General features: G+C 57.7%; 19 protein-coding genes, 3 tRNA genes and 1 pseudogene. 8 read left to right on the plus strand and 15 right to left on the minus strand.

The window, feature by feature from the left end; all coding sequences use genetic code 11:
* Nucleotides 1–50: 50 nt before the first annotated feature.
* Complete coding sequence (locus ACTG20_RS07590; protein WP_005334901.1) at nucleotides 51–404, minus strand: DsrE/DsrF/TusD sulfur relay family protein; 354 nt, start codon at nucleotides 402–404, stop codon at nucleotides 51–53.
* Nucleotides 405–562: 158 nt separating this feature from the next.
* Between ACTG20_RS07590 and ACTG20_RS07595 the strand changes: the two genes are divergently transcribed.
* Entirely contained in the window at nucleotides 563–955 is a 393-nt protein-coding gene (locus ACTG20_RS07595; RefSeq protein WP_194496752.1) for a DUF1090 domain-containing protein, read from the plus strand.
* Between the two features lie 56 nt (nucleotides 956–1,011).
* Here the strand turns inward: ACTG20_RS07595 and ACTG20_RS07600 are convergent, their stop codons facing one another.
* The 3 genes from ACTG20_RS07600 to ACTG20_RS07610 form a co-directional block, all read right to left on the minus strand.
* On the minus strand, nucleotides 1,012–1,260 hold the full coding sequence (locus ACTG20_RS07600) for a YfhL family 4Fe-4S dicluster ferredoxin (RefSeq protein WP_005334896.1): 249 nt from the start codon (nucleotides 1,258–1,260) through the stop codon (nucleotides 1,012–1,014).
* 1 nt (nucleotide 1,261) lies between these two features.
* On the minus strand, nucleotides 1,262–2,623 hold the full coding sequence (gene trhP / locus ACTG20_RS07605; RefSeq protein WP_005334895.1) for a prephenate-dependent tRNA uridine(34) hydroxylase TrhP: 1,362 nt from the start codon (nucleotides 2,621–2,623) through the stop codon (nucleotides 1,262–1,264).
* Between the two features lie 256 nt (nucleotides 2,624–2,879).
* Nucleotides 2,880–3,617, minus strand: coding sequence for an EAL domain-containing protein (locus tag ACTG20_RS07610; protein ID WP_194496751.1), 738 nt, complete (start codon nucleotides 3,615–3,617; stop codon nucleotides 2,880–2,882).
* Between the two features lie 274 nt (nucleotides 3,618–3,891).
* Between ACTG20_RS07610 and ACTG20_RS07615 the strand changes: the two genes are divergently transcribed.
* The 4 genes from ACTG20_RS07615 (at nucleotide 3,892) to ACTG20_RS07630 (ending at nucleotide 8,814) form a co-directional block, all read left to right on the plus strand.
* A complete protein-coding gene (locus ACTG20_RS07615; protein ID WP_194496750.1) occupies nucleotides 3,892–4,596 on the plus strand; it encodes a hypothetical protein in 705 nt (234 codons plus the stop codon).
* A gap of 46 nt (nucleotides 4,597–4,642) precedes the next feature.
* Nucleotides 4,643–5,140 (plus strand): CS1 type fimbrial major subunit, encoded by a 498-nt coding sequence (locus tag ACTG20_RS07620; protein WP_194496749.1) that lies wholly within the window; start codon nucleotides 4,643–4,645, stop codon nucleotides 5,138–5,140.
* Between the two features lie 64 nt (nucleotides 5,141–5,204).
* Nucleotides 5,205–7,622 (plus strand): TcfC E-set like domain-containing protein, encoded by a 2,418-nt coding sequence (locus ACTG20_RS07625; RefSeq protein ID WP_194496748.1) that lies wholly within the window; start codon nucleotides 5,205–5,207, stop codon nucleotides 7,620–7,622.
* A complete protein-coding gene (locus ACTG20_RS07630; RefSeq protein WP_439987539.1) occupies nucleotides 7,609–8,814 on the plus strand; it encodes a hypothetical protein in 1,206 nt (401 codons plus the stop codon). Before ACTG20_RS07625 ends, ACTG20_RS07630 begins: the two co-directional genes overlap by 14 nt.
* Here ACTG20_RS07630 and ACTG20_RS07635 read toward each other — a convergent pair.
* Complete coding sequence (locus tag ACTG20_RS07635) at nucleotides 8,811–9,449, minus strand: response regulator (RefSeq protein WP_103250811.1); 639 nt, start codon at nucleotides 9,447–9,449, stop codon at nucleotides 8,811–8,813. The two genes, ACTG20_RS07630 and ACTG20_RS07635, sit on opposite strands and share 4 nt — an antisense overlap.
* A 248-nt stretch (nucleotides 9,450–9,697) precedes the next feature.
* Between ACTG20_RS07635 and ACTG20_RS07640 the strand changes: the two genes are divergently transcribed.
* The gene (locus ACTG20_RS07640) at nucleotides 9,698–13,015 is read left to right on the plus strand and encodes an ATP-binding protein (protein ID WP_194496746.1); all 3,318 of its coding nucleotides are present in this window, start codon (nucleotides 9,698–9,700) and stop codon (nucleotides 13,013–13,015) included.
* Here the strand turns inward: ACTG20_RS07640 and ACTG20_RS07645 are convergent.
* The 5 genes from ACTG20_RS07645 to astB all read right to left on the minus strand — a co-directional run bounded on the left by ACTG20_RS07645 (nucleotide 12,989) and on the right by astB (nucleotide 15,337).
* Complete coding sequence (locus ACTG20_RS07645) at nucleotides 12,989–13,279, minus strand: hypothetical protein (RefSeq protein WP_042082561.1); 291 nt, start codon at nucleotides 13,277–13,279, stop codon at nucleotides 12,989–12,991. The genes ACTG20_RS07640 and ACTG20_RS07645 overlap by 27 nt on opposite strands.
* 142 nt (nucleotides 13,280–13,421) lie before the next feature.
* A tRNA-Tyr gene (locus tag ACTG20_RS07650) sits at nucleotides 13,422–13,506 on the minus strand.
* 44 nt (nucleotides 13,507–13,550) lie between these two features.
* Nucleotides 13,551–13,635, minus strand: a tRNA-Tyr gene (locus ACTG20_RS07655).
* A gap of 38 nt (nucleotides 13,636–13,673) precedes the next feature.
* A tRNA-Tyr gene (locus tag ACTG20_RS07660) sits at nucleotides 13,674–13,758 on the minus strand.
* A gap of 241 nt (nucleotides 13,759–13,999) precedes the next feature.
* Nucleotides 14,000–15,337, minus strand: a complete 1,338-nt coding sequence (gene astB / locus ACTG20_RS07665) for an N-succinylarginine dihydrolase (RefSeq protein ID WP_194495965.1) — start codon at nucleotides 15,335–15,337, stop codon at nucleotides 14,000–14,002.
* Between the two features lie 355 nt (nucleotides 15,338–15,692).
* On the opposite strand from astB, the gene topA reads away from it, so the two are divergent.
* Both topA and ACTG20_RS07675 read left to right on the plus strand, forming a co-directional pair.
* Complete coding sequence (topA, locus tag ACTG20_RS07670) at nucleotides 15,693–18,314, plus strand: type I DNA topoisomerase (RefSeq protein ID WP_194495966.1); 2,622 nt, start codon at nucleotides 15,693–15,695, stop codon at nucleotides 18,312–18,314.
* A gap of 108 nt (nucleotides 18,315–18,422) precedes the next feature.
* A complete protein-coding gene (locus ACTG20_RS07675; RefSeq protein ID WP_005334891.1) occupies nucleotides 18,423–18,587 on the plus strand; it encodes a hypothetical protein in 165 nt (54 codons plus the stop codon).
* Between the two features lie 16 nt (nucleotides 18,588–18,603).
* On the opposite strand, the gene ACTG20_RS07680 is transcribed toward ACTG20_RS07675, so the two are convergent.
* From ACTG20_RS07680 to ACTG20_RS07700, 5 genes and pseudogenes are all read right to left on the minus strand, one after another.
* Complete coding sequence (locus tag ACTG20_RS07680) at nucleotides 18,604–18,960, minus strand: MGMT family protein (protein ID WP_194495967.1); 357 nt, start codon at nucleotides 18,958–18,960, stop codon at nucleotides 18,604–18,606.
* A 66-nt stretch (nucleotides 18,961–19,026) separates the two neighbouring features.
* Nucleotides 19,027–20,580 carry a methyl-accepting chemotaxis protein gene (locus tag ACTG20_RS07685; RefSeq protein ID WP_019446728.1) on the minus strand — a complete coding sequence of 518 codons (1,554 nt, stop codon included), beginning with the start codon at nucleotides 20,578–20,580 and terminating at the stop codon, nucleotides 19,027–19,029.
* 212 nt (nucleotides 20,581–20,792) lie between these two features.
* The gene (locus ACTG20_RS07690) at nucleotides 20,793–22,658 is read right to left on the minus strand and encodes a beta-N-acetylhexosaminidase (protein WP_194495968.1); all 1,866 of its coding nucleotides are present in this window, start codon (nucleotides 22,656–22,658) and stop codon (nucleotides 20,793–20,795) included.
* Nucleotides 22,643–23,514 (minus strand): annotated as a pseudogene (locus ACTG20_RS07695) (BadF/BadG/BcrA/BcrD ATPase family protein). The gene ACTG20_RS07690 and the pseudogene ACTG20_RS07695 overlap by 16 nt, the downstream one beginning before the upstream one ends.
* Nucleotides 23,507–25,222 carry a glycoside hydrolase family 9 protein gene (locus ACTG20_RS07700; RefSeq protein ID WP_194495970.1) on the minus strand — a complete coding sequence of 572 codons (1,716 nt, stop codon included), beginning with the start codon at nucleotides 25,220–25,222 and terminating at the stop codon, nucleotides 23,507–23,509. The pseudogene ACTG20_RS07695 and the gene ACTG20_RS07700 overlap by 8 nt, the downstream one beginning before the upstream one ends.
* Nucleotides 25,223–25,240 lie beyond the last annotated feature (18 nt).

Here is a 25,240-nt window from a genome sequence, read left to right on the forward strand (position 1 = left end):
CATGGAGGGTCAGGTGAGAGCTAAAGAGGCAAGAGATCCGGAGAGGGTGCTCAGAACGTCAGCACCTTGTCGGCAGCCAGCGTCCATTGGGCCAGCATCGGCAGGGTGCCGACCTCAATGCCCTCGATCAGCGGCAGGGCGGTGATGCCACGGGCATCGGTGCAGGTCTTGCACAGGCGAATGGTGACGCCCTGTGCCAGCAGGATCTCCAGCATCTGGCGCAGGTTGTACCCTTCGGCCGGAGCCTGACCGGCCAGTGCTGCACTCACCGCATCTGACATCAGGAACAGCTTCAGGCTGGCACCACCCTGTTCGTTGAGGGCGATAGCGAGACGCAGGGCGTTGAACAGGGATTCGCTGCCATAGGGGGCACCGTTGGCAATGACCACAATTTGTTGATTCATAACAGACTCCCGATTGGAAAGAGCGCCATTGTAGAACCAACAGGGTGGCAATTGCGTGATGTTGCACAACTTCTGTCGCACCTTTTTCCCGCTTGCTTGACCCTGCTGCCGATCGAGGTTTTTATGGTCAGCTCGCAAACAAGACCGGATGAATCGAGATGTGGAAAGTATTGGGAGCCGGCTTGCTGCTGTTGGCGGGTCAGGCCTTTGGCAGTGAGGTGGTCGGTTGCAAGGCTCGTCTGCAGGCCGTCAACGACCAGCTGGTGTTTGCCAAAGCACACAATAACGCCGGGCAGATTGCCGGGCTGGAACAGGCCGCGCGCAATATCAAGGCCAACTGTACCGATGAAGGTCTGCTCAAGGAGCAGAAAGAGCGGGTTAACAAACTGCGTGGCGAGGTGAACGAGCGCCTGCTCGATCTGCAGGAGGCGAGAGTCAGTGGCAAACCGGAGAAGATTGCCAAGCGACAGGCCAGGCTGGAGGAGTCCCAGACCCGGATGCTGGAGGCCCAGCGTGAGCTGGACAAACTGATCCGGCTGGTCGGCAAGTGATGGCCAGCCGCTGCACGCAGGATCAAAAAAGGCCGATTGCTCGGCCTTTTTTCGTTTTATTGCCTGTGCATCCGTACAAACTTCTCCATCAGCTGATCTTCGGTCTCCACATGAGCGGGATCCCAGATGATGCAGTCGATAGGGCAGACACTGATGCAGGTCGGCTTCTCATAGTGACCGACGCACTCGGTGCAGCGACTGGGGTCGATCTCGTAGATCTCCTCACCCAGGCTGATAGCCTGGTTGGGGCACTCGGGATCGCACATGTCACAGTTGATGCACTTGTCGGTGATGAGCAGCGCCATTTCAGGCCGCCGTGTGCGGGTTGCGGGTATCCTGGCTGTCGCCCAGATTGCGCAGCAAAATGCCGTAGTTCACATCCAGATCTTTCGGGACCGGCACATAGACCACGTGACCGTTGCCCGGCGCGGTGTCGATAAGCTCCCCTTTGCGGTTCTCCATCTGCTCCAGATTGAAACGGACGTTGCCCTGCGGGGTCATCAGCTCCAGGTTGTTGCCCACCAGGAACTTGTTCTTCACCTCGACCTCGACCATGTCACCTTTGCGACCGGTGATCTCGCCGACAAACTGCTGGGTGTCGGAGACGGAGTAGCCGTAGTCGTAGTTCTGGTATTCGCTGTGGTTGTGACGGCGCAGGAAGCCCTCGGTGTAGCCGCGGTGGGCCAGATTTTCGAGGGTGCCCATCAGACTGCGATCGAACGGACGACCCGCCACCGCATCGTCGATGGCCTTGCGGTAAACCTGAGCGGTACGGGCGCAGTAGTAGAAGGATTTGGTGCGCCCTTCGATTTTCAGGGAGTGAACGCCCATCTTGGTCAGTCGCTCGACGTGCTCGACCGCGCGCAAGTCCTTGGAGTTCATGATGTAGGTGCCGTGTTCGTCTTCGAACGCGCTCATGTACTCGCCCGGGCGGTTGGACTCTTCCAGCAGCACCAGCGCATCGGTCGGTTTGCCAAGGCCTAGCGTGTTGTCCGGACGCACTGCGATGGGCTCCTGACGGTGGACGATCTGGCCCACGTCATCTTCTTTACCTTCGTGCACCTTGTACTCCCAGCGGCAGGAGTTGGTGCAGGTGCCCTGGTTGGGGTCACGCTTGTTGATATAGCCGGAGAGCAGGCAGCGGCCGGAGTAGGCCATGCACAGCGCGCCGTGAACGAACACTTCCAGCTCCATCTCCGGTACCTGCATGCGGATCTCTTCGATCTCGTCCAGCGACAGCTCGCGGGAGAGGATGGCGCGGGTCAGGCCCATTTGATGCCAGAACTTCACCGTGGCCCAGTTGACCGCGTTGGCCTGCACCGAGAGGTGAATGGGCATATCAGGGAAGGCTTCACGCATCATCATGATAAGACCGGGGTCGGACATGATCAGCGCATCGGGCTTCATCTCCACCACGGGGCGCATGTCGCGGATAAAGGTCTTGAGCTTGGAGTTGTGGGGCTGGATGTTGGCCACCACATAGAACTGCTTGCCCAGTGCATGGGCTTCGTTGATGCCCAACTGCAGGTTTTCGTGATCGAATTCGTTGTTGCGCACCCGCAGGCTGTAGCGGGGCTGACCGGCATAGACGGCATCGGCGCCATAGGCGTAGGCGTAACGCATGTTCTTGAGGGAACCTGCGGGGGAGAGCAATTCTGGTTTAAACATGGCGGACTCTTTATATCTGATTGCAAATCAGGACGATGCCACCTGATGGCATCGTAGTGGTTGAGCTGCGGTGCAAGATGCCCTCCGAGAGGAGGCTCAATGCAGCGCGACCCGATGACGGCATATCCGGGGCTATCGAAAGAAGATGCGCCGGATATTCGGGGTGCGAGATTGTACTCGCCCCCACGTCATCATGCAATTTGGCAGGAAATTGTTGGCTGCGCGAGCCGACAGAATGCCGAAATGAAACAGCCGCTCAGGCCCAACGGGAGAGGGGGGAGGGCATGGCGTAGACGTAACCCTGTTGATAGTCACAGCCGAGCTGATCGGCAATCTCGATATGGGTCTGGTTTTCCACCCCTTCGCACACCACCTTCATGCCGAGTCGCTGCAGGTACTCCACCAGTCCGGTCAGCATGCGCAAGGCATGGCTACTCTTGGTCGCTTGCAGCAGCAGAGAGCGATCCAGCTTGATGATCTCGTAGGGGAGTGCCATCACTCGCTGAAAATTGCACTCCTGGGTGCCAAAGTCATCGCAGGCGATATGGGCACCGTGGCTGCGCAGTACCTCGATCAGGGCCAACTCCTTGCGCTCTAGCGGGGCGTACTCCACCACCTCGAACCAGATTGCGATATCCAGCTTGCGGGCCTGCAAGAGAGTGAGCAACAGCAGGTTCTTATATGTAGGGCTCTCAAAAGCGGGGTTGAGGTTTATCGAGAGGGTACAAGGAGCATGGCGTGCCAGCGCGGTCAGATCACGCCAAATGGCTCTGAGCATAACGATATCCACATGCAGGGACTCCTCATCGCAGAGAGAGGGAAAGTCTATTCCCTGATAGCGCTGCTGGTGGGGTTCCCAGCGTCTGGCCAGCGCCTCAAAGCCGATGATCTGGCGATCCCGGTCAACGATTGGCTGATAAAAGGGCACGGCAATGTCCGCTGTCGTCAGGGATGCCACGTCACCGACCGGAAACTCTTCTTTAAACGCAAACATGTCACTTCCCTGCTGACTGAGATGATTTCGGATAATAGGGAGGATGTTGAAAGCTGGCTGTAGGAATTGTCTGATTGTTTGCAGAAAAAATTCTTTGGCAGTATCAGATTATTCCGATTAAGTCCGGTGCATGGATTATCTAGACTGGCCTCAATGACGAGTCGCTGAGCCAAATATGATCATTGGGCGATTTGCATATATGGAACCCATATATTTTTCGGAGCCTGCAATGAAGGCACCACTCTCTATCGTTTTTACAGTGTGATTATTATTCATGAATAAGATTTTTACTGTATTGCTGCTTATATTAAGCAGCAATGTCTTGGCATCGCCGGATATTAGCGTTGGCACCTTATATGACTATATGTCGGCAGAAAAAACTACGCTGCTCAAGCGGGTTAGAAATCTTGGTGATGAGACTGCATTTGTCAAAATAACGCTGGCCGAAATTATATATGGTGCCGATGGCGTGCCGAAGGAGCGGGAGTTACCGGAGGAGGGCGTTCGTCAGTTGGTGACAAGTCCATCACGGTTGATTATTCCGGCAGGTGGTATGCAGGCTACCCGTTTTATCTATATGGGCGTGCGGGAGCGAGAACGTTATTTTCGGGTGCGTTTTGTGCCGGTCAAACCACAGGACGATGAAATAACCGAATTACCACCACAGCAACAGATTAGCGCCGGGGTCAGCATCATGACCGGTTTTGGCACCATTCTCTTTGTGGCCCCTAAAGAGACCCGTTATGACACCCGTATTGACCGTAAAAACGGTGTTCTCTATGTGGAGAACCGGGGCAATGCCACCGTTATTCTCGATTATCTGGAACTGTGTGACCAAAAAGAGAGCTCATGCAGTCAACCGGAGAAGATGCATCTGCTGCCCGGCGTTAAAAAGCGGGTCAGTCAAGAGGCAACCCGATTGGTTCGTTTTGAACTGATCGAAGGGAAAAAATCGGCATTCAGGGAGTTCAAGCTCTGAATCCCGATATAACACAAGAACGACAATCACACCTTAAGGAGTGACTATGAAGATGGTATCGCTTTTTCCCGCCCTGTTGCTGGCGAGCGGATCGCTGATGGCGGCCGAGCGTATCGAGCATACGGTGACGGTAACGGCGCAGATCCCGACCGAACACTTTTATGTGCAACCCGTGGGTGACTGGATGAGTACCCCACAGAAACTGACCTTCAACCCCTTTAGCCAAAAGCTGGATCCCTTGGCCAAGCAGCTGGAGATGAAGAGCACCATTGGTCCCATCAAGGGTTATCTGGTTTATCCCGCAACCATGGCCAGCGGCAAGGAGAGTATCGGCTTGACGGTCAAGGTGGCAGGCGTTGCGCTGACCACTACATCTGCTGACTTGCTGAATCAGGCAGATGCCAATACTGGCAAACAGGTAGGGCTGGAGATTATTCCGGCCGCGGCGCCAACCGGTGGCTACAAGCCCGGCAACTATCAGGGGATTGTCAGCATGATGTTTGAATCGGAGGCACCGCCGGCACCGCCTGCTCAAGGCAGCTGACATGAGTATGTGGGGGTCATCAGGCCCCCTTTAATTGATATTCCAGGCATTCAGGTTGTTCTTCATGGTTCGTTCTCTTCTTCTCTTGCTCGGGTCGTTGCTCTCTGCCTCACTGGCGGCGGCAGACCCGGCACTGTTGCTGCAACAGGCGCGGCAGTTGCCAGAAGGGTTTGAAGCGCACTTTTTTGGTGTTCCCCTGATGGTGCGGGTGACCGTCGACGGTCGCCTGCTGGGGGATGGGGAAGTGCTGCTCGGGCGGGATAACTCGGTACAGCTGCTTTCACTGGTGGATGTGCAGGAGAGCGATTTTGACGAGGGGGCGCGTGAACGCTGGTTGAGCAAGCTGGGAGCCCAGCAGCCGCTCGGCGAGTGTGGCCGGACCTGTCCTGAAGGCATAGTGGGGTTGCAATACAGCCTGGAGGAGTCCCAGCTCTCGGTGCTGACCGGTGAGGTAGAACAGGAGGCACGGGATCAGCGCTTTATAGCATTGCCTCAAGAGAGCAAGGGGTTGCTGATCCAGAACCAGCTGAACTTGGTGCAGGGCACTCAGCGCAACGGTCACTACAACCTGCAGCTGGAGGGCAGCTGGGGACAGTGGACCCCTTTTATGGAGGGGGATGCCACCTGGCAAGAGGGTGGGCCAACTGATCTCGGGATGGCTCAGGTCTATGGAGAACGGCTCCATGAGGCCAATTTTTATCGTCTCGGCTTCTTCTTTCCCTCGGCGCAGGGGTTGGTGCGTCAACCCAACTACTACAGTGGTGCGACGCCCACAGTGCTTGGCGTGATGTGGGGCAGCTCGGATCTGCTACGTCGGGAACGCGGGGTGCCCAGTCTGGCGCCGATCCAGGTGGCACCGGCACGACCGGGCATGGTGGAGATCTATCGTGACGGCAACCTGATCCAGTCCCAGCCGGTCGTATCGGGTTTGCAGGCACTTGATACCCGATCGCTGCCCGGAGGTATCTACGAGGTAGAGCTGCGGTTGCTGGAGGATGGTCAGGAGACCCGCCGTTGGCGCGAGATGATCTACAAACCCTCCAACTGGCAGACGCCGGAGGAGCCGTGGCGCTTCAACCTGTTTGCCGGACGCCAGACCCGCTGGCTGGTACGCCAAGGCGATAGCGATTTGGAGGGGGCCAGTGGCGGCGTAGCGGTGAACCACCTGTTGCTTCCTTCGTTGGTGGTGGGGGCGGGTAGCCAGTATGTGGACAGACGGACTCAGCACTCCCTCTCGCTCGACTGGGAGGCGACCAGTCAGCTTCACGGCTTTGCCTCCTTCAACCAGAGTGTTGGCATGGGGTGGGGCTACGATCTGCAGGGGATCTACTGGCATGGCAACAGCAGTCTGGTGGCCAGCCATTCGCGTAATCTGCGCAAGCAGGTTGAAGCAACTGCGGTGTCCAGTCTGTCACTGCAACAGTCGCTGGAAAAGTGGGGCTCCCTCAGTCTCTATGTTTCTCACCAGTCTGGTCGTGGCAATGGTGCCGATCTGGGGTGGCACTATAGCGATCGGTTGTGGGGGCGTTGGGTGACCTGGGGGGTGACCCTGTTCGATCGTCCCGGCAGCGAGAGCACGGCGCAGCAGCGGGATCGCGGTAGCACGCTGAGTCTCACTATCAACTTGGGGGGAGATGATCGCCAGTTGTCGCTGGGGCTGGGCAGCAATACCTCACGCTCGGGCGGTGCCCAGCGCAGCGCCTATCTCAACTACCAGCAGGAGGTGGATTGGGGGCCGCTGCGTCAGGTCAGCGTGGGCAGCACCCATGACAGCTATGGTACCGGTCTATCCGGCTATGGTCGTTTCGCGTCGTCCTGGTTGGGTGGCGACCTGTTTGCCCAGCACTCCTCCTATAACGCAGAGGTGACCGGCGGCGTTAACCTGGAGAGTGTGCTGGCGCTGGGGCATGAAGGGGATCTGGCGCTCGGTTTCCGCGATACGGGCGGCATGGGCAATGAGGCGGCGATGATCCTCGATATTGCGGCCGATGATGAGGCAGCGCGGATCCGGGTCAACGACGATCTGGGCAGCGTACAGACCCTTGGGCCCGGTCGTCATCTGGTCTCGGTGCCAGCCTTGCAAAGTGGCGCCTTGCAACTGGAGATGGCCGACCACGAGGGGATGCCACTCACCATCAAGCCCACCGTGCTCCCCTACCATCTTAATCGCGGCGGGGTGGGTTATGGCCAGGTGAATGCTGTGAGCACCGTTACTGTGATTGGTCGCCTGCTGGACGAGCAAAGCCAGCCGCTGCGTGGTGCCATGGTCAGTAACCCTATAGGGCGGGCATTTACCGAAAATGATGGCTTCTTTGCGCTGGAAGCGAGCCGACGACAGCCGCAATTTAGCGTGGAACACAATGGTACCCTCCATTGCAACAACTCATCAGGAGTGCAGAGCCGTACGGAGGCATCGGAGATTATTATATTGGGAGAGTTAATATGTTCACCTGGTGTGACTGTAAAAAATGAAAACCATTAAAATATTAGTTCTACTGATGTTTAGTCACTCTTCTTTGGCTGATGTGATTAATATTACTGCAGACTATAAACCTGAGAGCTATGAAGTCAGTGGTGGGCGTTTTATCAACACCACTCCGTGCGATGTCGGTCAACCGATTTCTTATTGTGACCCACAGAAGCCGCTAGAGTCATCGGTTATAGTAAAACTCCCAGTGTCGATAGCAAAAACAATAAATTCGGCGAAGGGTAAACAGAACTACCTAAGTTACTATCGACTTTCTGGTCCTAAAAAAGTGACGTTGACGAACAGCAAAAATGGAGAACATCATGAATTGGCATTTATTCCAAACAATATAGGTGCCAAGGTAATAAAAATGGAGTATCCAATTGTCAATAATAATAGATGGCCCATGCATACTATTGGTGGTGATTGCTATCAAAGCTTTAGTACTTGGGGGTGGTTCGGGTCTGTAGTAACTGGGCAACTTTTTTTATATTCTATTAATGATTTAGCTCAAAATGGTGCGTCTGAGTGCTATCACAATAGCCAACTTGGTGATGGAACATCATACTCTGTCGATTGGCTGAATTATGGCTTTCGTATCAAAGCACCTAATCCATTGACTATGTCAAACGGAAAGTATACTGGTATTTTAAAAATAATGGTGGGGCGTAACAAGGATATTGACCTGGGTGATGCAACTTATTCTGGGGGAACAGAGCATGAACTTAAATTTACACTGACAGTCCGTCATCAATTGAAAGTTGATTTTCCCAAAGGAGATAGCGATGGCCATAGCCAAGTAACCTTATTGCCACCAGGTGGGTGGAGTAATTGGATTCATAGTGGAAAGCGAGAGCCAAGCATATTGCAGCAAGATCTTCCTTTTCGAATATGGTTTAGTGCCCCATTTACTGTCTCACTGCGTTGCCAATATCAATGGTCTACTAGTGGCGAGTGCGCATTAAAAGATAGCAAGGGGCGAACAGTGCCTTTAAAAACGCACTATGTTAACAGCATAAATGAAATATTTCTGTTGACTACAAATAAAACCAGATTTGTACTTCCTGTACAGGGAAGTCCGGTTATCAATGCTGCCAGAGCGATTCGATTTCAGATTGTGGGTGGGACGGTCGCCGAGATGATGAAATACCCTGGCTCCTCCTTTAAAGGTGATGTTACCCTGATATTTGATGCGGCTATTGATTAATAGAGTCCGCTGCTTTTGGCATAGTCAAAGAGGGCGCTATCGCTGCTAATACCCAGCCGTATCATTGCGCTCTTTTTCTGGGTGCTGATGGTTTTGACACTGCGATGAAGATAGTCGGCAACCTGAGTGACGGACATGCCGCTGGCAAGTAGGCGCACCACTTCGCTCTCCTTTGGTGTAAGCGGGTGGGGTTCGCCTTGGGCAGAGATTCCGGCATTGGCCAGCAGTATTTTTACCGCAGGACCAATATAGCGATGACCGAGCAATATCTGGCGAATGGCATCGGCCAGTTCATTGATAACCGATTTTTTCAGTATCAGACCGTTGACCCCAACCTGAATAAGAGATTGCAAGATGGCGCTGTTCTGGATCTGGGTCAGCACAATAATGGGCAGGTTTGGATAATCCCGACGCAACTGCTGGATCATCACCAGTCCATCACAGCGGATATCTCCCGGCATGCTGAAATCAGTGATCAACAGATCACAATGATGCTGTTGCAATAATTTCAGCAAGTCAGATACCTGATATGCCTCGGCGATCACTTCACAATGGGGTGTTATCTGGTCAATCAGGCTACGGATCCCGGTCAGAATCAAGGGGTGGTCATCAGCAAGAATAATCTTGAAGGACATGGATGAGCCTCTTATAAAACGGTGAATAATATTCAGGCTACCAAAGCTAACATTTCTATACTACCGTGCGCACCCCATTTTTTTAGGAGCATATATCTTTTGACAAATATATGTGAATCGTTATGTCTATGTATTGTTTGCTTATGTCATTAATCAAGCGATTCATAATTATTGTCGCTGTTTTTTCCTTGACGCCTTCCGTATTTTCGGCGGAGGTACATTCTGTACCAACGATTGAAGTGGGCATATTGGCTGGCGGATGGGGACCATTCCAGCAGTGGGACGGCAAGGTCGCCGCTGGCTTCAGTGTTGAATTGATGGAGGAAATAGCCAAAAAGCTTGACTACCGGATTGCCTGGCAGGTCTACCCTGACTGGAAAACCATGTATGCCGATGCCTGCCGTGGCAAGCTGGATATCCTGCTCGATGCATTTAATTCTGAGGTGCGTCAGTGTGTCACCTATAGCCTGCCTTACTACACTTCGCCGACTGTGGTGGTGGTGCGCCAGGACAGCCCCCTGTTTCGGGATGTGAGCCGGTTGCAGTCCGCCAGCATTGCCATCGAAAAAGGCTTTCTGACCGAGAAGCTGGTCAAGCTGCACTATCCCAATGTTACACCGCGACTCTTTGTCGATACGCGCCGTGCATTGCAGGCGGTTGAGCAAGGTCGAGCGGATGCCTATATCGGCAACCTTCATGTGGCCAATCTGTTTATCGAGCGTCACCCGGCGTTGGTGGTGGTCGCCCAGTCTCCCTTGTTGATGGAAACCCTGCATCTTGGTGTCGCGAGCCAGAAACACTCTCTTGCTATCCGGCTTGATACTGCCATTCAGTCGCTGACGGTCGAGGCACGCAGTGCATTGGAGAAACGCTGGCTGGGGGAGAGCCTGGAGCCCAACTTTATGGGGCACAGTCATTTTTTACTGCGTCCTGATGAGCGTGGCTGGCTCTCGATGCTGCCACCGCTCAAGCTGGGGCTGATCCCCGGCTGGGTGCCCTTCTCCCATCTCGATGAGGAGGGCAATTCGGTCGGCTTGATAGCGGATTATCTGAAGCTGTTGCAAGAGAAGTTGGGGTTGGCTTACAGCCGAATATCGGTAAAGGATTGGCCTGACCTGCAGCAGCAACTGCTGCATCACGAAGTCGACCTGGCGGTATTACCCGCTCGCATTATCGAGCGGCTGGTGGGTTGGCATGCCAGTGAACCCTTCGCATCATTCCCGATGGTGCTGGTGACGGCGCGCGGTAGTATTCCGATCGGGGATCTCTCTGATCTGGCTGGTAAAAAGCTGTTGCTGACCGACAGCATGCTGATCCCCCAGCTGAGGGTAATGGTGCCTGACCTTAAACTGATCACGACCAAGAGTGCCAACGAGGGGCTTGCTCGTGTCGCTGCGGGGCAGGGAGATGCCTATATCGGCAATCTGGTGGTGGTCTCCCGTCTTATCACCGAGCAGTTTGATGACCGACTTCATATTGCCGCGCCCACCCCCTTCAAGGATGAACTGGCTGTGGCAGTACGTGAGCCTTACGTCCCCTTGCTACCCTTGGTCAACCGGGTGCTTGCCAGCATGAGCGACAAGGAGAAGCGCCAGATACGCAACAGCTGGCTGGCGCTCAATTACAGCGAAGGGATCCCCAGAGCGAAACTGGTGCGTACCCTGCTGCCCGCCGGGGTGGCGATCACGCTCTTTATTCTGGTGTTGTCGGTGGCTTACTGGCGGCTGCGTCAGGAGATAGTCCGTCGTCATCAGGTTGAGGCTGCATTGGCCAGAGCCAAGGCCAAAGCGGAGTCTGCCGCCACCCAGAAAGGGGAGTTTCTGGCCACCATGAGCCACGAGATTCGCACGCCCATGAATGGCATTGTCGGTATGGCGGAACAGCTCACTTTTACCGAGCTGACCCAGGATCAGCGCCAGATGGTCGAGGTTATCAACCGCGGTGCCCAGGGGTTGCATGCGCTGATCGACAACGTGCTCGACTTCGCCAAGCTGGAGGCGGGCAAGATGCAACTCGAAGAGGCCCCTTTTCTCATCCGTGAATTGATCGACAGCGTGCTGACCATGACGGTGAGCGAAGTACATCGCAAGGGATTGCGCGTCTATCTCTGGGCGGATGCCGGTGTGGCGGCTCGGGTTAGTGGTGATGCGCTGCGTCTGCGCCAGATCCTCTTCAACTTTGTCAGCAATGCCATCAAATTTACCGAGCGGGGCTTTATCGAGATCTCGGTGCAACTGCTGTCGCAGGGGGAGGGGCAACAGCAATTGTGCTTCGGTGTGCGCGACAGCGGCATCGGTATGAGCCCAGAGGCGCTTGGCCGGATCTTCAATGCCTTTGAACAGGCAGAGAGCTCCACCACCCGTAGTTATGGTGGTACCGGCTTGGGCCTGAGTATCTGCCAGACCCTGGCCACCTTGATGGGTGGCGAGATCCGGCTGGAGAGTGCCCCTGGGCTGGGCACTTTCATCAGCCTGACGGTCACGTTGCCAGTGCTGGCACAGCGAGAGCCTGATCTCCGTCTCAATGGCGTGCAAGCCCATATCGATCTCCATGACGAGAAGCTGTGCCACACCCTGCTGTTGCATCTTGATGCCTTGGGGGTAACACGAACGTTGGAGTCTGGTGATGCTCATTTGCGTTTCACAGACCATGAGTTGGCGGGCAACGGGCTCATCCGGGTGCTGCCGCTGGCAACCCCTCTCGGTTATCGTTGTGATGAGGAGGGTTACATCCTCAACAGCAATCCCATGACCTGGCATGCGGTGCGGGAAGTTTGCTATCGCCAGCTTGGCTTGAGCGATGGGACGGCAACGAAAGCGATGCGAAAGAGCGCACCCATGCAGCCCTGCCGGGTATTGCTGGTGGAGGATAATCCCCTCAACCAGTCGCTGATGATACGCCAGCTCAGGCAAGTTGGGATGAACTGCGATGTGGCAGAGCATGGCCAGCAGGCTCTCGAGATGGTCGCGCAGCATCCCTATGAGCTGGTGCTCTGTGACTGTCAGATGCCGGTGATGGATGGTTACGAGTTTACCCGCAGAATACGGGCTGCAGAGAAAGGCGAGCGGCAGCTGATCATCGCCATGACGGCCAATGTGTTGCCAGAGCAGGCTCAGCGCTGTTTTGCCGCGGGCATGGACGATCTGTTGGGCAAACCGGTGCTGCTGGATGCTCTGCATCAGATGTTGCAGAAGTGGCAGATCTTACCCGCGCCAACCTTGATTGATATTGCAGCTATGGAGGCATTTTTTGGTCATGGTGACAAGTTGCAGCAGATGTTTCCACTATTTCGCCAGGAGCTTGAACAGTCGATGGTGCAGGAGCCACTTGATGACAATGCATTGGCCAATTGGGTGCATCGTCAGGCGGGGACCATCAGCATGATGATGGCGCCGGAATTGGCTGAACAGGCATGGCGATTGGAAGAAAAAATCCGTCAGTTTGGATCGCCAGCTTGTACCGATGAGCTGACACGCTTTCGTACCCAATTACAGCAAATCATCGATGAACTGACGTTATTGAGCGAAAGAGAGGGGCATTCAGTTATCGAGGGAGAGCTGGAGTAAGGGGAACTGTTCGCTCATAAAATTGCGGGGGCTATGGCCATTGCCTGCGGTGGCCAGCCATTCCCAATCCAGTTTTGGCGAGCCCGCTTTGAAGCGTTGATAGGCAACGCCCTGATGAATGGTCAGAAAGAGGGTCGTGGGGAGTCCCAGCTTGTTGCTGTAGCGCACCATCAGATCACCCTGATAGTCGTTGCTGATTCTGACTTTGAGCGCCTGCAGTGTCAGACCGGTGGCGTGACCATGCTCGTCCCAGACTTCAAACATGATGTGAACACTCTGATGTCGATGATGCCACGATGAGCAAGATGGGATGCAATTGCAACTGTCAGATCTGACAAGGTCGGAAAAGTGTGATGAGAATGGCAGAAAGCGAAAACCCGGCGCGAGACCGGGTTTTCTTGAATGATGGTGGAGGGAGAAGGATTCGAACCTTCGAAGGCAGAGCCGTCAGATTTACAGTCTGATCCCTTTGGCCGCTCGGGAACCCCTCCACAGGGGCAAAGCAAATTGTATTCAGCCATTGCAATCAGGGAAATGGTGGAGGGAGAAGGATTCGAACCTTCGAAGGCAGAGCCGTCAGATTTACAGTCTGATCCCTTTGGCCGCTCGGGAACCCCTCCACGGGGTATTTCCTGATTGTCACTACTTTGCACTTGAATGGTGGAGGGAGAAGGATTCGAACCTTCGAAGGCAGAGCCGTCAGATTTACAGTCTGATCCCTTTGGCTGCTCGGGAACCCCTCCCCAAGTGCGAGGCGCATACTATCAGATCCAGAGGCTTTGTGAACCCCTTGATGAGGCATCTGGCAGTAAAAAATGACTGTTCGTCGATTTTTTGATACATCCAGCTCAAAATTCAAGCTTATCAGCAAGTTGTGCGCTGCTTTTCTGCACAAAACAGCATCCGTGCAAGTTGGCGATCGCGCTGAAGAGAAGGCAGATAGCAGAAGACCGCCAGTGTCGGCGGTCTTCCCGGGCATCACATCTAGCGCTGGAACGGGTAGACCGACCCCAGTTTCAGGATCTGGGTCAGCTCGTCCAGCGCACTGCGGGACTCCTGCACCAGTGCCGGATCCCGCAGGTCATCGAGGGTCAGGCGGTCGCGGTAGTGACGATCGACCCAGCCATCGAGGCGGGCAAACTGGCTGTCGTTGATAAGGCAGGCCGGATTGACCGCAGCGAGTTCCTGATCGTTCATGGCAACCCGCAGTCGCAGGCAGGCCGGGCCGCCACCATTACGCATGCTCTGTTTCACATCCATATAGTGGACCGCCTTGATCGGAGTCTCCTGCGTCAGCAGCTTGCCAAGATAGGCCGACACCGCCGGATTATCGCGGCACTCGGTGGGGGCGATAATGGCCATCTCACCGCTCGGCAGGGTGAGGATCTGGGTGTTGAACAGGTAGGATTTCACCGCATCCAGCACGGATACCTCGGCGGTTGGCACTTCGATAAAGTGCAAATCCCCCTCGCCAAACTTGCCGCGGATTTCGGTCAGCACCGCTTCGGTGTTGAGGAATGCTTGCTGGTGGAAGAAGAGCACGTTCTGGTTGCCCACCGCGATCACATCGTTATGGAATACCCCCTGATCGATCACCTCCGGGTTTTGCTGAATAAACACCACGCTCTCCTCGCCGAGGCCATGCAGGCGGGCGATGGCCTGGCTTGCCTCCAGGGTCTGGCGGGCCGGGTAGCGCTTCGGCGCCGGGCGGGAGTAGTCAAAGGCACTGCGGCCATAGACGAACAGCTCGACCCCCGCCTCGCCATAGGCGCGGCAGAGGCGGGTGTGGTTAGCTGCCCCCTCGTCGCCGAAGTGGTCATTTTCCGGCAGATGGAGGTGGTGGCTGAAGTGGCGATCATTGTTGAACACGGCTTGCAGGATGCGACCAGTGACGTCAGGCTCCAGGGAGCGGTGAAACTTGTTGGTCAGGTTGGCGGGGGTGAAGTGAATGCGGCCATCCTGGGTATCGGCACTGGGAGAGACGGTGGCGGCGTTGGCTGTCCACATGCTGGAAGCCGAATAGCAGGCAGCCAGTACGGCGGGAGCCTGTTTGGCGGCCAGCTCCAGCACCCGGGTATCGTTGCCGGTGAAGCCGAGACGGCGCAGGGTGGCGAGATCGGGACGCTCTTGTGGCGCCAGTACTCCCTGGGTCATGCCAAGCTCGGTCAGCGCCTTCATCTTGCGCAGCCCCTGTTTGGCGGCCTCTTTCGGATTGGAAGCCTCCTGGGCATTGCTCTGGGAGGCAACGTTGCCGTAGGAGAGGCCAGCATAGTTATGAGTCGGGCCGACCAGACCGTCGAAATTGACCTCGAAGTGCTTCATTGAGTACATCCTTTCGATTTTTATGATGGGTAGCGGTTCCTTCCGCGCGCAATGCGTCGGGGTTGGGCCATTATAAAGAGATTTTATGTTTTTGTAACAAGCCGGTAACCAGCAGACGTTTTTATGTCGTTTCAGATATAAAAAGAGGGGCGGTATGGCAGAAAATTGAAAAAGCGGTTGCGTCCGGCCTGTTGCCTTCGCATTAATAAATAAAGAAGCAATAAAAGAAGCCGTGTGGTTCGGGCTGGGCAGGCAAATTTGCTCACAAGATTGCTTTTTCGCGCCAAATCTCTTATACAGCCCCACAAAACCGCACACCAACCCCGTCGGGTGCAATGAGGATAATAGTTACAGCATGGGCAAATCACTGGTCATAGTGGAGTCTCCGGCCAAGGCCAAGACGATCAACAAATATCTGGGCAAGGACTACGTGGTGAAATCCAGCGTTGGTCATGTTCGCGATCTGCCCACCAGCGGCAGCGCCAGCACTGAGCCCAAGAAACCTGTCATTCGCGGCATCAAGTTGAGCGAATCCGAGAAGGCTGCCAAGGATCGCAAGGCCCTGTTTGCCCGAATGGGTATCAATCCGACCGCTGGCTGGCAGGCCAACTACCAGATTTTGCCCGGCAAGGAGAAGGTGGTTAGCGAGTTGCAAAGTCTGGCCGAGAAAGCTGACACCATCTATCTCGCAACTGACTTGGATAGAGAAGGAGAGGCGATCGCCTGGCACCTGCGCGAGATCATCGGTGGCGACGACAGTCGCTACAAGCGCGTGGTGTTCAACGAGATCACCAAGAGCGCCATCAAGGAGGCGTTCGCCCAGCCGTCCGAACTCAATATTGACCGCGTTAATGCCCAGCAGGCTCGTCGTTTCCTCGACCGAGTGGTGGGTTACATGGTTTCCCCGCTGCTGTGGAAAAAGCTGGCCCGCGGTCTCTCCGCCGGTCGGGTACAGTCCGTTGCGGTGCGTCTTATCGTCGATAAAGAGCGCGAAATCAAGGCGTTCGTTCCGGTCGAGTTCTGGGATCTCAATGCCGACCTGCTGACCGCCGACAAGAGCGATCTGCGGATGGAAGTGGTCAGCCGCAATGGTGCCGACTTCAAGCCGGTGACCCAGGCCGAGACCTTTGCCGCTGTCGCAGCCCTGGAAGGGGTCGACTACAAGGTGGTGAACCGGGAAGACAAGCCGACCGGCTCCAAGCCGTCCGCACCGTTTATCACCTCCACCCTGCAGCAGGCGGCCTCTACCCGTCTGAGCTTCGGGGTCAAGAAGACCATGATGATGGCCCAGCGTCTCTATGAAGCGGGTTACATCACCTATATGCGTACCGACTCCACCAACCTCAGTAAAGAGGCGGTTGAGGCGGTGCGTGAATTTATCGGCGAGCAGTATGGCGCGGCCTATCTGCCAGCCGAACCGAATTTGTATGGCGCCAAGGCCAATGCTCAGGAAGCGCACGAGGCGATCCGTCCCTCCAATGTACAGGTGACTGCCGAGATGCTGGAAGGGATGGAGCCGGATGCCATGCGTCTGTACGATCTCATCTGGCGTCAGTTCGTTGCTTGCCAGATGACCTCGGCTCAGTACGACTCTTCCACCCTGACCGTCAAGGCGGGTGAGTTCGAGCTCAAGGCCCGTGGCCGTACCCTACGCTTCGCCGGTTGGACCAAGGCACTGCCGCCGATGGGTCGCAAGGGCGAAGATAGCCAGCTGCCGGCGGTGACCGTTGGCGAGGTGCTGAAACTGGTCAAGCTGGATCCGCGCCAGCACTTCACCAAGCCGCCTGCCCGTTTCACCGAAGCGGCGCTGGTGCGCGAGCTGGAAAAACGCGGCATCGGCCGTCCGTCAACCTACGCCTCTATCATCTCCACCATCGTTGATCGCGGATATGTGCGGGTCGAGAGCCGCCGTTTCTTCGCCGAGAAGATGGGCGAAATCGTCACCGATCGTCTGGTGGAGAACTTCGTTGAGCTGATGAACTACGAGTTCACCGCCAAGATGGAAGACAAACTCGATGGCATCGCCGAAGGGAGCCTGGAGTGGAAGAAGGTGCTGGATGCCTTCTACGCCGAGTTTACCCAGGAGCTGGAGAAGGCCGACAAGGCGCCCGAAGAGGGCGGCATGCGTGCCAACCAGATGGTGATGACCGACATCGACTGCCCGGATTGCGGCCGCAAGATGGGGATTCGTACCGCGACTACCGGCGTGTTCCTCGGTTGCTCCGGCTATGCTTTGCCGCCGAAAGAGCGCTGCAAGAAGACCATCAACCTGGTCTCTGCCGATGAGTTTGTCTCCGCCACTGACGGCGAAGAGGCGGAAACCGAGGCGCTGCGTGCCAAGCACCGTTGCGGTGTCTGTGGCACTGCGATGGATGCCTACATCATCGATGACAGCCGCAAGCTGCACGTCTGTGGTCGCAACCCGGACTGCGATGGCTACGAAATCGAGAAGGGCCAGTTCAAGCTCAAGGGCTACGAAGGGCCGAGTATCGAGTGCGACCGCTGCGGCAGCGAGATGCAGCTCAAGAACGGCCGTTTCGGCAAGTACATGGGCTGCACCAACGAGACTTGCAAGAACACCCGCAAGATCCTGAAAAACGGCGACATCGCGCCGCCGAAAGAAGATCCGGTACCGTTGCCGGAGCTCAAGTGCACCCAGTCCGATGCTCACTTCGTGCTGCGTGACGGTGCTGCCGGTCTGTTCCTGGCAGCCAGCAACTTCCCCAAATCCCGCGAGACTCGCGCGCCGCTGGTGGAAGAGCTCAAGCGCTTCAAGGATCGCATCTCCGCCAAGCACAAGTATCTGGCCGGTGCCCCGCTCACCGATCCGGACGGCAACCCCGCCATCGTACGCTTCAGTCGCAAGACCAAGGAGCAGTACGTGATGAGCGAGGTCAACGGCAAGGCGACCGGTTGGACCGCTCACTACGACAACGGTACCTGGCAAGAGAGTTTGCCAAAGGCTAAAAAAGCCTGATGAAAAGAGGCCCCGACAAGGGGCCTCTTTGCTTATGGATAGCGGTATACTGAGACAGCTGCAAGGAGTGCAGCTGTCATCAATCGCGAAGTAGACAAGGAGGTTGAGATGGAGATTAACGAGATCCGGCCGGGCATGAGCTGTATGACCCGGGAAGGGGCGGCCTATGTGCTGGAGGTGGACCGGCAGAGCCTGCTGGTGCTGCTGCAGCGTGCGGATGAGACCATACCGGTGCAGGTGCGCAGCGACGAGATCCTGGCGCCGCTTGAGTGATCCGGCTGTGATCCCCTCAAAACGGCAGTAGAAAAAGCAGCTCGGCCAGATCGGGCTGCCATTGCCACTCCTTCATTCTGACCCGTCCACCGATCACCACGACCCCCTCCTGCTGCAGGCGTCCCGTCTGTTCGGCAAAGCCTGGCGATACTTTCGGTAACGAGATGGTGCCCGCGGCGCCCAGTACCCGATGCCACGGCAGTACCTTGTCGGTTTCCCGCAGCACCTTGCCCACCAGTCTTGCCCGTCCGGGCAACCCCGCCAGATCGGCCACCTGACCGTAACTGACCACCCGGCCTGCCGGGATCAGGGCGATGATCGCTTCGATACGGGCTGTTTTGTTCAATGGGGATGGACTTGGTTCAATGCTCATAGACCCGATTCGTCAAAAACAACAGAAGCGCCATTGTGGCGCTTCTGTCATGGGGCTGGCAATGATTCAGCCGAAGGTCTGGCTAAGCCCCTTCAGTTGCTTGGCCCGTTCCAGCAGAGCCTGACTTGAGTGATCGACATCCAGCATCTTCTGACTGTTGGCGTGGGAGTACTCGGAGATCTGGTGGATGCTGCGGCTGATCTCCTCCACGACCGCTTGTTGCTGCTCTGCAGCGGTGGCTATCTGGGTGGAGTGTTCGGTGACCAGCTCTATCTCTGCCAGCACGGTATGGAGGCTGCTGGCGCCCTGGCGGGTCATCTCGGCACATGCGCGGGTCTGTTGCAGGTTCTCCTGCATCATCCCCTTCCAGCGTCCCAGAGTGTGCTGGATCTGCTTGATGCTGACCTGGATCTGCTCGGTCGCCTTGTGGGTGCGGGTCGATAGAGTTCGCACCTCGTCTGCGACCACCGCAAAACCACGGCCCTGCTCCCCGGCGCGAGCCGCTTCGATGGCGGCGTTGAGGGCGAGCAGGTTAGTCTGCTCGGCGATGCCCTGGATCTCGCCCATGACACTGCCAATCCGTTCGGATTCGCTGGCGAGCTCCACTGCCGAGTTGAACGCCAGCTCAGCCTGTTTGGCGAGCTGTTCGATCTGCAGCTCGGTCTGGTTCAACTGCTGGTTGGTTTGTTCACAACGATTGCGAGCTTCGTTGACCTGACCGTTGGAGTCCTGAATGTTGCGGGCGATCTCGTGAGCTGTGTTGGCCATCTGAGTCATAGCCGTAGCCATCTGCTGGGTCTGGGCATCTTGCTCGTTGATATCGAGACAGGCTTGATGAGAGGCCTGCTTCAGATTGATGGCCAGGGTTTGCAGAGGTGCCGTGGCATCGTTGATCCGTCCCAACACGGTTCGGATGCGGGCTTGAAGCATCTTGATATGAAAATCGGCAATGGCGCCGGGGTTGTCACCGGAGTAGACCAGCCGGGTCAGACTGTCATATTCACGGCCCAGTTTCTGCAGATAGTGGGGCAGGGCAAAGAGCTCGCGCCAGTAGGCTCCGCCAATAAGCAACAGGGGCAGCAGCATCAGCAGGACGGTCATGGCCCCTTGACTGGCGAAGGTCCAGCCCATCAGGCCGAGCAGCAGCAGGGTAATGGCCGGGGTGCGTACTTTGGCAAGAGAGGGGAGGTTGCTGCTGTTGCCGCGCTCGGCCTTGAGCAGTGCCTGGTAGGTCTGAGCGGCGATGCGCTTGAATTGGGGCTCGGGCTTGCAGCGTACCGACTGGTAGCCGCTGATCCTGTTGCCTTCATAGATGGGGGTCACATAGGCATCTACCCAGTAGTAACGGCCATCCTTGCAGCGGTTTTTTACCATACCGCGCCAGGGTTTGCCCTCCTTGAGGCGGGCCCAGAGATCGGCGAAGGCGGCCTTGGGCATGTCGGGGTGGCGTACCAGATTGTGGTTGTGTCCCACCAGTTCATCGACCGTGTAGCCTGCGATTTCGCAAAAGGCCGGGTTGGCGTAGGTGATCACCCCGCGCAGGTCAGTGGTGGAGACCAGTTGTACGTCGGCAGGAAACTCCACTTCGCTATCCAGGGTATGGACATCTCTGCGGGCCATAGGAATACGCTCCGATGTTCTTGTTGATAATGTTGTCGTTGTTATTGTGGCAGATCTGGAGGTGGCCGCAGGCTCGCGCCAGCAGGAGGCAGACCAGCTTCATTGGGGGCTGGATTTTGCCAATAATGGCGGATGAATGGTAGGGGGAAGTTGATGTTTTGTTGGCTAATCGTAAAAAAGGCGGCCGATTGGCCGCCAAAGTAGAGACAACATTACCTCTGTGGCATCCGGTAGCGCACCTGCAACTGATCGAGGATCTGCAGCTGACCCGGCAGGCGGGCGGCGAAGTGCTCCCAGCCCTTGTGGGCGGGATCGCTCCAGGCCACCTCGGCCGTGGCCAGCATACGCGGGAACAACATGTAGTCGAGACGATCACGGCTGGTGATCAATTCTGACCACAAGGGGCTCAGCACCCCGAGGATGTTATCGTTGGCATGGAAATCGGCTGGGGCAGGGTCACACGCGTAGATCTGCTCCAGATTGAGGGTCCCCGCCCAGTAGAGGCCGGGTTCATGAATATCGGCGCTCCAGGCGAGATCGAGATAGAGGAACTGGGCGGGCGCCATCACCACCGGATAACCGGCTGCGGCTGCGTCCAGCCCCGCCTGAAAGCTGGTCCAGGCACAGATGGCCGCTTTGCGGCTCACCTTGTCGCCATGCAGGATCTCCTCCCAGCCGATCATCTGTTTGCCTCTGGCGGCCAGATAGCGCTGGCAGTGGCGCAGCAGATGGCCCTGCAGCTCGCGGCAGTCGGCGTAGCCCTGTTCGGTCATCAGCTGCTGGCAGGCGGGGCTGTCGGTCCAGACCCCGGTCGGCACCTCGTCACCCCCCATGTGGATCTGCGGGCCGGGGAAGAGTTCGCACACCTCGTCCAGCACCGCTTCCAGAAAGCGGTAGGTGCCGGGCAGGGCAGGGTTGAGCACGTTGTCATCGAAATGCTGAACCGAGCGGTAGCGGGAGTGATCCGCCGTTTCGATCAGCAACTCGGGCAGCGCCTTGATGGCGGCGTGGCAGTGGCCCGGGATGTCGATCTCGGGAATGACGGTGATGCCGAGCTCACTGGCATAGCTCACCAGCTCCTTCACCTCGCTCTGGGTGTAGTAGCCGCCATAGGGTTGGGCACCGCCGCTGAGCTGGGGGGCGATCGCCAGATCGTGGCCGCGCCAGGCACCCACGTCGGTCAATGCCGGGAAGGCCTTGATCTCGAGTCGCCACCCCTCGTCATCGGTCAGATGCCAGTGGAAGCGGTTGAACTTGTAGAGGCTCATCAGCTTGAGCAGGCGCTTGATGGTTGTCGGAGTGTGGAAGTGGCGGGCGCAGTCGAGAAAAATGCCGCGAAAGCCAAAGCGCGGGGCATCCTCCAGCGTGACGCAGGGCAGGCTCTCCCCATGTTGCAGATACCACTGGGCCAGCGTGACCAGCCCATGACGCCAGCCCGCTTCGTCGGCGGCGGCAATCACCACCTCCTGCGGCGTGATGGTCAGTTGGTAGGCTTCGGGGGCCAGTTTGGCCTCGGTCAGCCGGATTTCAGCGTCGTGATCCTGCTCCAGCGCCAGCGACGTCAGTTCGTTGAAGTGGGCCAGCAGCTTCGGTACATCGCGGGGGGCGCTGACATGAGCCCGCTCTGCCAGCCGGAAGTTCCCCTCCAGCAGTACCAGATGGGCCGGTTGTGGCACTATGCCGGGCTGGGGCTCGACATCCGGCAGGTCGGGGCGGGTTACCGGCGGGTTTTCCAGTCCGAGATCCTGCGCCGCCAGCGTCACCGGCAGCAGCTGGGCACCCGTAGTCGCTTCCGGCAAGCTGAGGAAAAAGCCCTGCGGCATGTCGGAGAGCTTCTTGATGGGGGTCTGGCGGCAGCAAAAGCGTAGCTCGCAGCTGCCAGCGTTCGGGACAATCACCTTGTAGCTGCCGCTCTGGCGCTCCAGCTCGCCCCCTTGCAAGGAGTCGGGGTCGATATGGCGAGCCAGACAGAAGTGCAGCTTCCACTTGGTATCCGGCATGCGTGAGAGGGTGAAGGTGAACCAGACATCCTCGCCGTCACGTCGGGCGACCTGGGTGTGGATCAGGGGTGTAGACATGGAAAATCCTCTGATTGGGCAAACAGGATGGCGCCATCAAGCGCATCTGCCAGGGGGGGATCAGGTTGAGCTGGCCGAGACGGGGGGCAAGGCGGGTGCCAATCCCCCCCAGCAGGGCGATCTGTCTGGCACCCAGCTGGGTCATCCCCTCCAGCAGGATCCGCAGCTGTTCGCAGGTTTCGTCCAGCAGCTGATTGGCGAGCTCGTCGCCATCGCTGGCGGCATCGAACACCCAGGGGGCAAAGTGGCCATAGTCCGCCGGAATGGCGCGGGCGGCCCAGCGTACCACCTCGGCCTGATCACGCTTGAAGCGATCCATCAAGCGGATGGCGAGGGTGCTGGGGGGCAGAATGCCGTCGTGGCAGAGCAGGGATTGCTGGATGGCGCGCAGCCCCAGCCAGGCACCGCTGCCTATGTCTGAAATGGGGAAGCCGCGGCCGGAGCAGGTGCGAATTCGCCCCTCCTGATAAACCAGTCCCACCGAGCCGGTACCGGCGATGAGGATGGCTCCCTCACGGCCGCCAAAGGCGCCGAGGCAGGCGCCGAAGGCATCAGAGGTGAGCCTGACGCTGGCAAAGGGGAAGGGCATCTCGAGCAGGGCGTGATAGCAGTCGGACAGCTCGGCGGAGGCGAGCGCCAGCCCGACCCCCATCTGCTGTTCACTCTCGATAGCGATCCCGGCGGCAAGGCGGGCGCTGGCGATGGCGGCCAGCACATTGGCGTGGGCATGGGGGATGCCAAGCTCCAGATTGGAGCCGGCTGCGCGCCCCTCTCCGAGCAGTTTGCCCGCCCGATCCCGAATGCGGGCGCGGGTGTGGGTGCCCCCACCATCGACGCCGACCCAGAACTCAATCATGGCGACCTCCTGCGGCATTTTGCCAGCTGATGGCCAAGGCAAACCAGGCGGCGTGGGGGATCCACTGCTCGCCCCAGCGCCAGTTCTGATCCAGCCGATCCTTGTACTCCTCCGGAATAAAGGCCACCTCATTTTCGTCATCAAACCCGGCGGTGATGCCGTTACAGATACCCCCCTGCGCATTGGGATACCCGGCGGTATAGGCGGGGTTGTTGATGCCGTGGCCCGCCAGCATGCAGGCGTTGAAGGGGTTTTGCCCGAGGATCCAGTCGAGTTGGCGCTGACCGTAAGTGATGAGCGGCTGGCTCTGGCGGGGGAAGTGGCGGGCGCCAGCAAAGGCCATGGCAGCCAGCGAGGCCAGGCGGGCATTCTCCCCCTGCCACCAGTAACCGGATTCGTTGTGGTGGGGCATAAAAAAGCTGACGCGCGGCGCTTCATCCACCCCTTTCACATATTGGCGGGCGAGGGAGAAGGGGTTGCCCGCGCGGGCGCAGAGCGCCAGCTCGGCGGCCAGCGCCTGCTCCACCACGGTTTGTACCCGGGCCTGGTGCCCCTGATCCGGCTCTACGCCCAGATATTCCAGCAGCGCCAGCACCGGCAGACCCGCCTCAGCGGCGTGGTAGTAGGGGCGCGAGCCATCCTCGTTGGCCGACCAGTAGTGACCCAGCTCAGGATGAGGGCGCTGGTGGGCACAGAGCTTGCTGGCACGGGCTCTCGCCTCATTCAGCCACTCGTTGCCGAAGGTGCGGGTCAGCTCCACCGCTGCCAGCAGGGCGCAGTAGTCGTCGATGATGTTCTCGACCCCGTCATCAAGGTAGGCAAGGTTGTGTTCGCACAGATGCAGGTAGCCGCGTTTGGCGGCCTCGGCGTAGCGGCTGGCATTGAAGTCGCCACTGACGCTCTCGCGGGCGGCGCGGGCCAGCGCGGCGATAGCCATGCCGCCCCCTTGGCGAAAACCCGCCTGCCAGTTGGCTGATTTGATCCCCTGTTGGGTGGCATAGGCGCACAGCTCGCGCTGGGCAGGATCCTTGCTCCACTTGTCGAACAGGGTCATGAAGAAGAAGCCCGACTCATCCTGCATCCGGCAGAGGAAATCGGCGCCGTGCAGCGCCTCGTCATTGAGCCGCTTGCAGAGGTTCACCCCGTCGATATCGCGGCGCGGGGCCAGCAGTTCGCGGCACTTGAGCAGAGCCCACACCACCATGGGGGTCTGCTGGGGGTTGAGGTAGTTGGTGTAGGAGAGGTGGCTCAGGTACTTGCTCATGTCGCCGCTGGCATCGAACCAGCCGCCGTGCACATCTTTGTGCTGGTCGGTGCCAAACAGACGGGCGTTGCGGTCGGCCCGATCGAAGGTGCCGCTGGCGCGCTGCCCCTTGAAGTAGTGGATGACATCGGAGAGGCAGTGGCTGGCCAGCAGATCCTGGCCGATGGCAAAGCGGGTCGAGCGGACAATGCCTTGGGCAGTGATCGCCTCCAGCCGATAGTCGCCGGGCTCCTTGAAGGCGGAGAAGTCGGCACGCCAGTAAGCGCGGCCCTGCCAGCCGGGAACGCTGCCGGCCGGTTGCAGCGGGGTTTCAAACAGGATCTGGCCATCGTCGAGGCGTTGCAGCCTGACATAGCCGCCGAGATCAGGGGCGGGGGAGGTTTGCAACAGGGCGACCTTGTGTCCGTCGCACTCGTAGCCCACCTGATTGATCAAGAGTTCCATCAAGGTATTACTCCTGTG

This window comes from Aeromonas sp. 84A (assembly GCF_051919345.1).
Classification (GTDB): domain Bacteria; phylum Pseudomonadota; class Gammaproteobacteria; order Enterobacterales; family Aeromonadaceae; genus Aeromonas; species Aeromonas veronii.

What these genes read in the sequence shown, in the direction of transcription:
- ACTG20_RS07615 (WP_194496750.1), top strand. Translation starts at nt 3,892, where the DNA reads ATGAATAAGATTTTTACTGTATTGCTGCTTATATTAAGCAGCAATGTC.
- ACTG20_RS07635 (WP_103250811.1), bottom strand. Translation starts at nt 9,449, where the DNA reads ATGTCCTTCAAGATTATTCTTGCTGATGACCACCCCTTGATTCTGACC.
- topA (WP_194495966.1), top strand. Translation starts at nt 15,693, where the DNA reads ATGGGCAAATCACTGGTCATAGTGGAGTCTCCGGCCAAGGCCAAGACG.
- ACTG20_RS07610 (WP_194496751.1), bottom strand. Translation starts at nt 3,617, where the DNA reads ATGTTTGCGTTTAAAGAAGAGTTTCCGGTCGGTGACGTGGCATCCCTG.
- ACTG20_RS07625 (WP_194496748.1), top strand. Translation starts at nt 5,205, where the DNA reads ATGGTTCGTTCTCTTCTTCTCTTGCTCGGGTCGTTGCTCTCTGCCTCA.
- ACTG20_RS07680 (WP_194495967.1), bottom strand. Translation starts at nt 18,960, where the DNA reads ATGAGCATTGAACCAAGTCCATCCCCATTGAACAAAACAGCCCGTATC.
- astB (WP_194495965.1), bottom strand. Translation starts at nt 15,337, where the DNA reads ATGAAGCACTTCGAGGTCAATTTCGACGGTCTGGTCGGCCCGACTCAT.
- ACTG20_RS07590 (WP_005334901.1), bottom strand. Translation starts at nt 404, where the DNA reads ATGAATCAACAAATTGTGGTCATTGCCAACGGTGCCCCCTATGGCAGC.
- ACTG20_RS07620 (WP_194496749.1), top strand. Translation starts at nt 4,643, where the DNA reads ATGAAGATGGTATCGCTTTTTCCCGCCCTGTTGCTGGCGAGCGGATCG.
- ACTG20_RS07685 (WP_019446728.1), bottom strand. Translation starts at nt 20,580, where the DNA reads ATGGCCCGCAGAGATGTCCATACCCTGGATAGCGAAGTGGAGTTTCCT.
- ACTG20_RS07600 (WP_005334896.1), bottom strand. Translation starts at nt 1,260, where the DNA reads ATGGCGCTGCTCATCACCGACAAGTGCATCAACTGTGACATGTGCGAT.
- trhP (WP_005334895.1), bottom strand. Translation starts at nt 2,623, where the DNA reads ATGTTTAAACCAGAATTGCTCTCCCCCGCAGGTTCCCTCAAGAACATG.
- ACTG20_RS07700 (WP_194495970.1), bottom strand. Translation starts at nt 25,222, where the DNA reads ATGGAACTCTTGATCAATCAGGTGGGCTACGAGTGCGACGGACACAAG.
- ACTG20_RS07645 (WP_042082561.1), bottom strand. Translation starts at nt 13,279, where the DNA reads ATGTTTGAAGTCTGGGACGAGCATGGTCACGCCACCGGTCTGACACTG.
- ACTG20_RS07675 (WP_005334891.1), top strand. Translation starts at nt 18,423, where the DNA reads ATGGAGATTAACGAGATCCGGCCGGGCATGAGCTGTATGACCCGGGAA.
- ACTG20_RS07690 (WP_194495968.1), bottom strand. Translation starts at nt 22,658, where the DNA reads ATGTCTACACCCCTGATCCACACCCAGGTCGCCCGACGTGACGGCGAG.
- ACTG20_RS07630 (WP_439987539.1), top strand. Translation starts at nt 7,609, where the DNA reads ATGAAAACCATTAAAATATTAGTTCTACTGATGTTTAGTCACTCTTCT.
- ACTG20_RS07595 (WP_194496752.1), top strand. Translation starts at nt 563, where the DNA reads ATGTGGAAAGTATTGGGAGCCGGCTTGCTGCTGTTGGCGGGTCAGGCC.